The 11379-nt window shown below is 31.7% G+C and carries 8 protein-coding genes; 1 reads left to right on the forward strand and 7 read right to left on the reverse strand.

From position 1 onward, the window contains the following. Positions 1–96: IS3 family transposase (locus tag D1839_RS19505; protein WP_147358301.1), on the forward strand; the 96-nt coding region annotated here is incomplete at its 5' end. 277 nt (positions 97–373) lie between these two features. On the opposite strand, the gene D1839_RS19510 is transcribed toward D1839_RS19505, so the two are convergent. The 7 genes from D1839_RS19510 to D1839_RS19540 form a co-directional block, all read right to left on the reverse strand. After that, a complete protein-coding gene (locus tag D1839_RS19510; RefSeq protein ID WP_120381447.1) occupies positions 374–1126 on the reverse strand; it encodes a hypothetical protein in 753 nt (250 codons plus the stop codon). Between the two features lie 51 nt (positions 1127–1177). Continuing rightward, entirely contained in the window at positions 1178–3046 is a 1869-nt protein-coding gene (locus D1839_RS19515; RefSeq protein ID WP_120381448.1) for an ATP-binding protein, read from the reverse strand. Further along, the gene (locus tag D1839_RS19520; RefSeq protein ID WP_120381449.1) at positions 3030–4037 is read right to left on the reverse strand and encodes an SIR2 family protein; all 1008 of its coding nucleotides are present in this window, start codon (positions 4035–4037) and stop codon (positions 3030–3032) included. The genes D1839_RS19515 and D1839_RS19520 overlap by 17 nt, the downstream gene beginning before the upstream one ends. A 102-nt stretch (positions 4038–4139) precedes the next feature. Beyond that, on the reverse strand, positions 4140–7358 hold the full coding sequence (locus D1839_RS19525) for a type I restriction endonuclease subunit R (RefSeq protein WP_120381450.1): 3219 nt from the start codon (positions 7356–7358) through the stop codon (positions 4140–4142). 10 nt (positions 7359–7368) lie between these two features. Further along, positions 7369–8625: a restriction endonuclease subunit S gene (locus D1839_RS19530; RefSeq protein ID WP_120381451.1), complete on the reverse strand. Its 1257-nt coding sequence runs from the start codon at positions 8623–8625 to the stop codon at positions 7369–7371. Then, a complete protein-coding gene (locus tag D1839_RS19535) occupies positions 8618–10309 on the reverse strand; it encodes a type I restriction-modification system subunit M (RefSeq protein ID WP_120381452.1) in 1692 nt (563 codons plus the stop codon). Before D1839_RS19535 ends, D1839_RS19530 begins: the two co-directional genes overlap by 8 nt. A gap of 180 nt (positions 10310–10489) precedes the next feature. Further along, positions 10490–10933 (reverse strand): JAB domain-containing protein, encoded by a 444-nt coding sequence (locus tag D1839_RS19540; RefSeq protein WP_120381453.1) that lies wholly within the window; start codon positions 10931–10933, stop codon positions 10490–10492. Between the last annotated feature and the right edge of the window lie 446 nt (positions 10934–11379).

The following is an 11379-nucleotide window of genomic DNA, read 5'->3' on the forward strand; positions in this document are numbered from 1 at the left end:
AAATATATAGAATACGATAACAACAAACGAATCAAGGCAAAACTAAAAGGCCTGAGCCCGGTACAATACCGAATTCATACCTTAATAGCTGCTTAGTAAAATTATCTGTCTAACTTTGTGGGGTCACTTCACGTTGTGGTCGGGGGTTTTTAAATCTCGATATCTTAACGTTTTGAGAAATATCAAGGTGAATTTCATATATAGTCAATCAAGCACAATCCTTCTGTATCAATACTTCACATAATTATAGATGGATAGGGATTGATTAAAATTGACTGAAATTGATAGCACTTGAACCAATTTGAACCAAAAGATGCTGGTTGAATATATTACATACCCATCAATTTTCTAAGCATTTCTCCTATTTAACATTTTATGTGATTTGCAATATCTGCTTTGGATTTTTTATTACGGTATAATATACAGAATCTCTTTCTTTTCTCCATTCACCAGCAAATAATATCACTATATTCGATAGAGATTTCCCTTTCAAATCAAGTTTATTTTGAACCTTAGTATATATATTATTATTTTCAAAATAAATGTTTAGAGTCAATCCATTATATTTTATTACGAACTTTTCATTTGGTTTATAATGACTCATATTGTAACATACTATTTTATTACCTTCCTCCATATATTTCGTATAAATATATTCAGATCTATTATCTAGAAATATATGTTTTATTTGCTTGTCGTATAAATACTCATTAATATCGTGCGCTTTACAATATAAATGTATGTCACGAAGTGTCGACATTTCTCGATGAGTCACTTGTTTATTTCCGTTATTCCTACTATACTTCTTTTCAATTTTATTTTCCCTATCCTTTTTATTAATAGATTTCATAAGGTTATTTACTATCTCATCTAAGTCTCTTTTTTTTGATGGATAAACAACCGTTTTAGTTGCCTCATGATGAGCCCAGCAATTATTAATATGACTCTCGTTATCATAACTAGCTTTAAATCTATTATTAGCATTTTGATAAATATTTAAAGATAATTTAACTCTACAATCTTCATTTATACAATAAAAATTATATTTCGATTTATCTGCATGTGTTAAATTGTTTGCGTTTTTTATTACTTTTCCTTCTGTATCTATACAAGCATATACCGACATATATACACCTCTTTTTTAATGATAAGTATGCGATGATTGTTGTTAACTAGATTAAGCTTCGGCAGAATTCCCACCCCATAAATCTGTTAATATAATATCATCGCTATTAGGGCGAATAATTTCTTCCTTAGGAATTTTCACAAATACTGGTACCTGCATTGCGTTCCCAGTTATTATTACCTCGCCCTTTCCAAGACTCGGAATCATTTGAAATGAGCTCTTATCAAGAGTGGGCATAGTATTTTCTAACATACGTAAATCAATATCATTTACAAGTCGATGAATTAAATAATTGTGGGTTTGAGACAATATTGTTGAAGATATATCTGCTGGGCGCTGACTTGCAAGTGTTAAGTAATACCCAAACTTTCTACCTTCTTTAATAATTTCTTCAAACACAGATAAACGATAATCCTGCCAGTCATCTCCTGTATTTCTATATTCCGCATTTAAAATGTTATGTGCTTCGTCAATGATTAAATGTTTAGTTTCTTTAGCATTCTGAATTGAAACCCTATATCTATGCTCATCATAAATCATTTTTGATATTAACATAGGAATTAAACGAGTAATTTCTTGATTTGCATGAACAAGAGATATTAAATTCATCGCTTTATAACTTCCAGAAATATCATCACGAACTTCTATAACTTTTTCCAAGCTATCAAATGATGTTCGTATCCTATTAAACAATGGGTTTATATGCTCGATATTTGCTGATTTCCATGCTGATACATAAACTTTTTGAAATTGAAGAAAATAATTAAGTTTTTGAATTGGACTCGCACTAAAAAATATGCTCTTAAGTTCATGTTCTATATCATCGATTTTTAATTCCTGCTTCCCTTCAATTGTAATTTGCCCATCTTTAAGAATCATTATGTCTGTGTTTGTCTTTGATCTAATCTCTAAATTTCCAAAATTATTTTTCACAGAGTTATCTTCAAGACCTTGTAATACCTTACTATCAACTCCAATATCTTCAGCGGCAGCAATCCAATTATCAAGTGCATCCGCCGCTACACTTTTTGTTCCTTTAATGATTGACATTAACAATCCGATTTCAATACTCGCAAAGCTATCAGCATCTTTTACTTTTTCTTTGTAAGTCCTCAATGCTACACGAAGAAAAGGTACCTGTGTTGCTGGGCGAGCATCAAATAAAATAGATAAAATATCAGCATCAAATAGATAATTTTCTTTTACAGGTAACTTACGTCCTTTCTCTTCACTTCTTGTATTAACCTCAAATATCTCTTTATCTCCTTCTTTAACCGCAAACATATTTTCACCTATATACTCTCCATTAAAATCTATGATAAAAAATTGTGACTTTTTGATAATGTTTTCATAATACTTTGTTCTAAAAAGCTCTAAAAACAATTTATGAAGTGTATTGGATTTCCCACTGCCCGTATTACCAAATATACCAATATGCGATGCAAAAAATTTATCAATAGGTAGTCGAATCGGTTGGCCTTCTAAAATTGACTCCCCTATCAAGATTGTCTCCTCTATATTATCAACGCCGTAAATAATTTTTAATTCTTCTTGAGTTGTTAAAGTTACTTCATTCCCAATCATTGGTACGTATTGACTAGTAACTTCAAAAACATCTTCATTAATTACTCCTTTTACTTTTAAAGTGATGATACGATTAATAGAATTCTTTGCATATCGATTATCGAATTCAGTACTTTTAATCGTATTTTGTTGATCTATAATTTTCTCTGTCGAAACTGTTGCAATAATTTTAACTTCATTTTGATTAATAGTTAGATATGCTCCTATTTTAGGTCCTGTCAAAATATCTCCATACCATATAAATTCTGCTTCATTTGTCATGTGGTACATACCAACTTGTGACACATCTCCCTCAACTCCTACAATCACACCTAACTTTTTACTGTGCGTTATCATCTTTGGATTCCTCCAATTTAATACCATTCAATATATTCGTTAGGTTTGGTAGAGTGAAGCTAAACCACTTTTCATCATTTGTATTTTCAGTATGCTTATTAGTATAAGCTTCATCAAAATCTTTAGGTGTCAATATTCTAAAATTCGGTCTTTCGTTTTCAAAATTTAAATTGTCTAAGTAAGTTCTCCTATCATTATCAGTAAATCCAAATGCGTATACCATTAATTCAGGATTTTGTACTGCTCGTTTAACCATTTTTGCAATATGTTTATCTTGAAAAGAGAAACCAATAACAAATAGAACTGATTGGGGCTTATCTAATTCCATTTGAAAAATACGCAACATTTCATGAAAATGATTGTTTTCAAAAGTAGTTGATGCCTCATATCCATCTGGTTTGACTATAATTGGCTCTTCAACCACCTCATTTTTAATTACAATATTTTGATCTTGCTTTTCCCAATTGATTGAACCGTGTGGCTTTATCAACGTTATTGACGGAATTTCATTGATGTAATTATCATTTAACCCTTTATATGAAACTGTTCTATTAAAATTGGAACTGTCTAAGTAACGGTCAAAATATCCAGTAGCTCCATCATTAAACACCAACTTGTACTTTTTTAAAATTTGATCAGTTGCTCTTTCAATATATAAATCATAATTAGTTGTAAAAACATTCACGTTTTTTGGTGTCTGTCGAGAATTAGACAAATTAAGTATAGAAACAATGCTCTCTATAAATTTTTGATAGTTCCCCAAAGCTGTATAAACATCTTTTTCTGCCAGTTCACACTTATTTTTAATTAATAATTTTTTACTAACTTCCTGAACACGTTCAAATAACTGCTCATTAGCCGACTTGTCATTTACATCACGAAATGCACCCATTAATGGAATAGCGGGTACTGATGTCCCGGATCCTAAAAGGAAATTAACTTGTTTTGTTATCGCTCTTTTTCTCAATTGCTTTACAATCTCTACACTCATCCGTATATCCCCTTCTCAACTATATTATCTATACTATAAAAAAGGCATCAACATTTCTGCTGATGCTTGAAAATCATTAATTTCTTGTCAATTTATTATTTACTATAAAACAGCACTCTCCATCATAGCTTCTTCCATTAAATGCGTCATAATAACTTCTGTTTTTAAATTAAACGTATCTTTATCGTAGCTATCTGGTAATGTTTCATCTAACAATTCTTCTATTTCAAATTTAACAGCTTGTCTAGGTTGCTCATCTTTATACCAATCAATGACATTCGTTTTACTTTGATCATTTTTAATAGACTCGTATAATTTCTTAGCAGACAGCTTCACTTTTTCTTCTTCCTTTTTCGTTAACTTGTCTTTCTTTAACAAGTCATATATTTCAAGCTCTTCTTCCGTCAAGTCTTCTTTAACATGGCGTTCATCTTCTTGTTTTAAATTATCTACAAAATCTACTAAGTCTTCGTAATAGTCTTCGTTTGTTGAATTTCCTGCATTATAGCGATTAATTAACTCTTTATATCGCTCTACAAAATTAGTACGCGTCTTGTTATCTTCTAGAAGTTTGCTCAATTTATCTTCAATAAATGATCTCAATTCTTGAATTTCTATGTTTTTATAAGGAGACTCGTTGATTGTTTTACGAATATCATCCGTATTTATTTCTGATAAATTTAATGTTTTCATTGTTGTAACTTCGTACTTATTCTCTCCTGTATCTTCTTTAACATATTTAGATTGTACGCTTAAATCTAAGGTTCTACTAAGTGCTATTTTCGCACTGTCAATATTCTCTTCTCTAACAGATGCTTTAATCATATCACCTAGATAAAAAATAATAGATAGATAATTATTTTTCCAATCAAATTCAAATATTTCTGGTTTACAAGCTTCATATATGTTCTTACACAAATTCACATAAATCCTGAATTCCTCATGATTCTCATCTTTATCTAGTAAGATATTCGTATACTGCTGAAAGAGGTCAATCTGGTCAAACGTTTCTTTTCTTTGCAGTATTGCATCTAAATTTACGTTTAGTTGATTACAAAAACTTTTTGTCTCTTGAATAACATCTTCTAATAATTTAACTTGTTCCTCAATGTCTTTTACAGGCATGTTTTCATCATTATCAGGATTTGCATAATCACCAAGGGCTTGCTTCATGTATTTAAATAAGTTGAGATAATCCACAATCAATCCAGAGTTCTTTCCTGGAAACACCCTATTAATCCGTGCAATTGTTTGCATTAATGTATGGCTTTTCATCGGTTTATCTAGATAAATAGTTGACGTATTTGGTGCATCAAATCCCGTTAACCACATCGCACAAACGAAAACAAGTGATAATGGATTATTAGGATCTTTGAAATTATCTTCTATGTCATGCCCATTTTCATCAATGTATTTCATGCGTTCACGGTGTTTCTTAAAATCTAGTCCCTCATTTTTAAACTTTTCATCTTCATCGCCATCTTCACTGACAACGACAGCCATCTCTACTTTTTGCATGTATTTTATTTGATTATTAATTCGTTCTCGTTCTTCTTTTGAAGGAGCACTCGAACGTTTTTGGTATAATTCTTTTAATTTTTCATTCCAGTAATATTTTACTTTGTCATACATACGTACAGTAGTGAATTTGTCTACGGATATAACCATTGCTTTACCTAAATATCCCCTGTTAGGAAAATGTTCAACAATATCTTTTGCTACAATATTTAAACGGTCATCACGTTTTAATACCTCATTCGTTTTTGAATAATGGTTAGATAGCTTTTCCTCCTCTTCAGGAGTTAGGTTTTCATCTTCAATGATTTCTAAATAGTCATCTTCTAAAAAGTCATTCGTTAACCATACTTCAGGAACTCTTCTTGAATAATATAAAGGTACTGTTGATCCATCTTCGATTGACTGAGCAAAGTTATATTCACTAACATAGTCTCCAAACCATTGATTCGTAAGACGTTTTGAACCTAACAATGGAGTACCTGTAAAAGCAATATATTGAGCATTTGGTAAAGCTGTTCTCATGTTTTGCGCTAATGATTTGTATTGTGTACGGTGTGCTTCATCTACAATGACTACAATATCATCCCTCTCAGATAATACCGGATAGTCCTTCCCTTTGTCATAACGGAATTTCTGTATGAGTGTAAATAAGAATGGCTTATTCGTTTGTAAGTCACCTCTTAATTCTGCACCATTTTTAGGATTAGCCGATTCCTCTTCTGTGACTGTTTCTGTTCTTAGAAAGTTTTTATACAGCTGATCATCTAAACCTTGCCGATCAGTAACCATTAAAAATGTGAAATTTCCGGTTGTTTTTCTGTTAATCTTATTAATAAACATCGCCATTGAATAAGATTTACCACTTCCCTGAGTATGCCAAAATACACCTAGTTTACCGTTTAATTCTTTACGTTTTTTAAAGGATTCAACTCCATTATTAACACCTAAGAATTGGTGGTTTTTAGCCAATATTTTCATTCTTTTATTTTCAAATAAAATAAAATTCTCAACATAGTCGAGTAACGTTTCGTGTTTCAAAAGATTCTCTAACAAATATTGAATACTTGTTCCCTCAGAACGTATTTGTTGACGATTTATAGTGTCATCTTCTGTTGAACGTAACCATTCGAAAAAGTGATTGTAATTGGCTGTAAAACTACCTATTCTCGTTTCAGATGCATTTGATAGAACGCTCAATTGATTAAAATGAAATAATTGCGGAATATCACGAATATAATCTTGTAAGTTTTTATCATATGCAGTTTTTAATTTAACGTCTGAATTTTTTAGCTCAATAAAAACAATAGGCAATCCATTCACAAATAAAAGTAAATCGGGTCTACGATGTTGAGTTTCTCCTTTAATCCACATTTGAGAAACAAGTGTAAACGTATTATTAGAGGCAGTATTAAAATCAATTATACGTACCGTTTCATATTGTTTCTTACCATCTTTTTCGAATTCTACATGGACCCCATTTTTTAGCTGTCTATATCGTTCATAGTTAACAACCTCAAGTTCTTTATCCGTAAACGGCCGTCTAAAGTCTTGTACAATGTCTTTCAATAGATGTTTTGGTATATGTGGATTTAGATTTTGCAAGCTCTCAAAAAACACCTTTGGTAGAATTACTTCTTGTATATGAGAACGCCCTGTTCCATCATTTTCATTTTCTAATACATTTAATGAAGAAAACACTTTATTCGCATTGATGTTTGCATTAATAAAACTATAATATTCATTTTTCGATAATACCTGAATACATGCTTGCTCAATCATATCTTCAGTAATTACCTTCCTCATACTATCCCTCCTATTTCACCTCGATTGTACCGTTCATTAAACGTGGTAAAAGAAGATCACGTTGTTTTTTCAGATTTTGGTTTTTTCTTCCCAATCTCTGTGCGTCAATATACATGTTATATGTTAATTCAAAAAATCGTTTCATTAAGTCTGCAGGCGGCAGTAAAACTTGATGATGTTTTTTAAACTTAGTAAAGCCAAAATTAGATATTCCAGTTGACTGCACTTCGAATATTGACAAGGTTTCCGTTGTGTACGCATAATTTAAATAATTATTAAAATACCATGATAGATATTTTTCATCAATTCTTATTACCTTGCAAAAGCTTGCACAAATTACATCATGGTCATACATTGATAAAGTTTCATCAGTAATATAGTATGTTCTCCCTAATCTCTGATCTTTACTTCCACCTGAAGCTTCGAAGATTATATCTGAAGTTTGTAATCTTCTGTTTCTTAATTGGCTTTCTTTATGAAATCTTAATAGATCATGATTAATTTCACCATACTTCATGCTAGGTATATCAGTGCCTCTGATAACATGGGCTCTTTCTGTAAAATCCTCTTCCGGGGAATCTTTACCCCAACCCCCACCAATATCAAACGAAATTATGTCATCAACCTTTTTCAATTCCCATCCTTCAGGTATCCCTTTATCAAATTTTGTATTTTCATACCCTGGAAATCTCATTCGCACAAACCATTCTTTATAAATCTCTTCCGCTGTTTGCTCTAAAACTTCTATTCTACGATTATTATTTTCAATTAATTTATCGTATGTAGAAAGAACATTTGCGATTTGTTTTTGAACTTTTATGCTTGGCACTTTAAACGTCAAACTTTCTAATTTCGCTACACTTAGGTTATTTTGAGTAGCTCCCATAGATATTGATTCCATGTGCTTTTTATAAATATCAAAATAATACTTAATAAACCTAACGTCTGATTTATCTTTATATGATTGAAAGCCAATTATACTATCGGGGAAACAAGCAGGGTATTTCAATATAGCGGTATCCGCTATATTGGCCGCAATAGTTATACATAATGTATCTTCTTCCCACATCTTACTTTGAGCTAATCCTACTTCATTATATGTAGCTGTATGTTCTGTTATAAAAAAGTTTGCTCTTTTCACATCCCCCGTCTGAATAAAAGGATATTCTCCACCATACAATACTTTATCATTTCTAGGTCTATGCCTAGATCTGCCTCTTCCAATTTCCCCTAATTCTGATATTCTATACTCTTTCAACTTACTCATATTCAATCACCAAACTATCTAAATTCTTTTCAATTTGTGCTTCCAATTCTTTTGCTTCTTCATTTAATTGTTTAAACTCTTCATTTAAATTAGATAAGTTTTCGTTAAACTGCTCAGCTGTCATGCCATCATCTTCAATGACAACACCCACATATCTTCCAGGATTTAATGAATAATCTTGATCGATAATTCCATCTTCACCATCCAACTTACCCACTTTACATAAGCCTATGACATCTTGATATTTCCCTTCTGGAAAACGGTCTAATAACCAATCTATTTGTTTTTGGAAATACTTCTTACCTTCTTCTGAGTCCGCATTATCTCTACTATTTTCATATTCTTTAATAAGTGAATAAAAACTTTCGCTATCTTCTTCATATAAACGGTTAATAATTGCTAAGTTTTTAATTTGTTCATCAGAAAACTCTCTTAATGCACGATCTACTTGAGTAAATATGTTGCGGGCATCAATAAATAGTATTTCATCTTTCTTTTTCTTTTGTTTATCAAAGAACCATAATGTTGCGGGTAAAGTGACGGTACTAAACATATTTGATGGAAGTGCAACCATTTGGGAAACAATACCATCTTTTATTAAAGATTTGCGGATTTCCTTTTCGCTATGTCCTGCATCTGAAGCAGAATTTGCCATAACAAGTGATGCTTTCCCTCTTTCATTTAATGCAGTGGCAAATTGATTGATCCATAAGTAATTACCATTTGGTACTTTTGGCTTTTTACCTTTAGTTTGAGGCACACCATATGTATTAAATCTTCTTTGATCCTTTACTAAATCTAATTCTATATTATCAACATTGAATGGAGGATTCGCTAATACGTAATCAAAATTACCAAATGAATTATATGGATCAGCGTAATATGAATTTGCCTCTGTTACTTCTCCACGTATATTATTTAAAAACAAGTTCATTTTTGCTAATTTAACCGTTTCACCAGTGCGTTCTACCCCATATGCTCTTAGATTTAAAGGTGTTCCACCATTCTTTACTTTATGTTCTTGGGCATAATGAGCTGTTTGAACAAACATACCACCAGAACCACAAGCAGGGTCTAATATCTTACCTTCCATTGGTTGTAAAACCTCAACCATATAACGTACGACAGTTCTTGGTGTATAGAATTCCCCCCCACCTTGACCTTCAGCTAATGCAAATTCTCCTAGAAAGTATTCATACACTTCACCGAAAATATCACTTTCACTATCGGTTGGAATGTCGTTAAAGTTTCTGAGTAACCTATTTAAAATTTTATTATTATCTTCAGCATTTAGATTATGATAATTATCTTTTGGTAAGACGCCTACAAACTCTGGCGAGTATTCCTCTATACCTTCCATTGCATCCTTAATTTTATTTGCGACATCTTCCTCTTCATTTAAATTAAGTAAATATGAAAAACGTGATTGTTCAGGTAAGTAATACCCGCATTTTTCAATTGCAATCTCTTCAATATTTTTTTCACGTCTTCCACCTTTTAACGCTTTATACTCTTTCATAATTTCATCTTCATATTCTTCATATTTTGCATCTGCGAACTTTAAAAAAATTAATCCAAGTACAGGGATTGAGTACGCCGATGCTTTTAAACCTGAATTCGCACGTAATTCATCTGCTGTTTCCCATAAGTTTTTCTTTAAGTTATTTAATCTGTCTTGATTCAATGAAAATTCACTCCTAAAGTTAATATTGGTATCTCATTTATTTTTTATATTTTAATCTCTTAAAGTCTTATTTTATATACTTTATACCTACAATTACATTCTACCATAAATTAATTCTTACTTTTCAATCGACACCTGTTACATGTAGATGCTTGAAGAAAAAAGGGAGTTTCCTCCCTTTTAAAAATGCCCTTTCTCTTTTAAGATAGTGAATTTACCTTCGTTATTTACTACTAAATGATCTAATACTTCAATCCCTAGTAGCTTCCCTGCTTCTGCTAATCCCTTTGTTACGTTGATATCCTCCATCGATGGTTCAATATCACCACTTGGATGCTGATACGCTACAATAACGCTTGCTGCATTATTCAGTATAGCTGATTTAAACACCTCACGTGGATGTACTATTGAGGCATTTAATGAACCAATGTGACAACGATGAACTGCTACAACATGATTCTTCGTATTTAAACACATAACAAAGAATACTTCACGATCATCACGTCCAATAAATCGTGAAGCAATGTCTGCTCCATCTTTTGGACCTTTAATCATATAGTTCACTCCCCCCTCAGCTTCACAAATAATTTGTTCGATACGTACAATCTCTAAAATGGTTTCCATCTCGATCAACCTCTCTTGTTATTTTGACCTTTTTGGTCACCATTCCAACAATCTCCGCATCGATTATTGTCAAGTGGCGCAAGTAGCGATAGCTATCAAGTGGTTCGTAGATATAATGAGTAAAGCCCAATAAATTAGAGTGCGTTAAAAGCGTTATTGGCTTTATTACGCACTCTTATCCACTTGGCTTTGCCATTATATCCGAAGAACGAAGACCCTTTACATAAGCGATAATGCGTCCATTCGTTACGGACGCATTAGGAGATTACAATTAGGGGAGCTGAAAAGGAAAAACAGAGCCATCTTATTCACACATATTATGAGATTATCTATTTTAAAGTATTGAAAAATATCAAATATATTTTCATTAGAGAGCGTAAAATAATTTGTGTAAATGAATAAATAGAAAAAGGAAGACCTTTTCTTGTAGAATCAAGTTACCACAC

It is taken from the genome of Roseburia sp. 1XD42-34, from assembly GCF_009917385.1.
GTDB lineage: Bacteria > Bacillota > Bacilli > Bacillales > Amphibacillaceae > Virgibacillus.

Coding starts and splice junctions, on each gene's coding strand:
- D1839_RS19510 (WP_120381447.1), bottom strand. CDS start 1,126: ATGTCGGTATATGCTTGTATAGATACAGAAGGAAAAGTAATAAAAAAC.
- D1839_RS19515 (WP_120381448.1), bottom strand. CDS start 3,046: ATGATAACGCACAGTAAAAAGTTAGGTGTGATTGTAGGAGTTGAGGGA.
- D1839_RS19520 (WP_120381449.1), bottom strand. CDS start 4,037: ATGAGTGTAGAGATTGTAAAGCAATTGAGAAAAAGAGCGATAACAAAA.
- D1839_RS19525 (WP_120381450.1), bottom strand. CDS start 7,358: ATGAGGAAGGTAATTACTGAAGATATGATTGAGCAAGCATGTATTCAG.
- D1839_RS19530 (WP_120381451.1), bottom strand. CDS start 8,625: ATGAGTAAGTTGAAAGAGTATAGAATATCAGAATTAGGGGAAATTGGA.
- D1839_RS19540 (WP_120381453.1), bottom strand. CDS start 10,933: ATGGAAACCATTTTAGAGATTGTACGTATCGAACAAATTATTTGTGAA.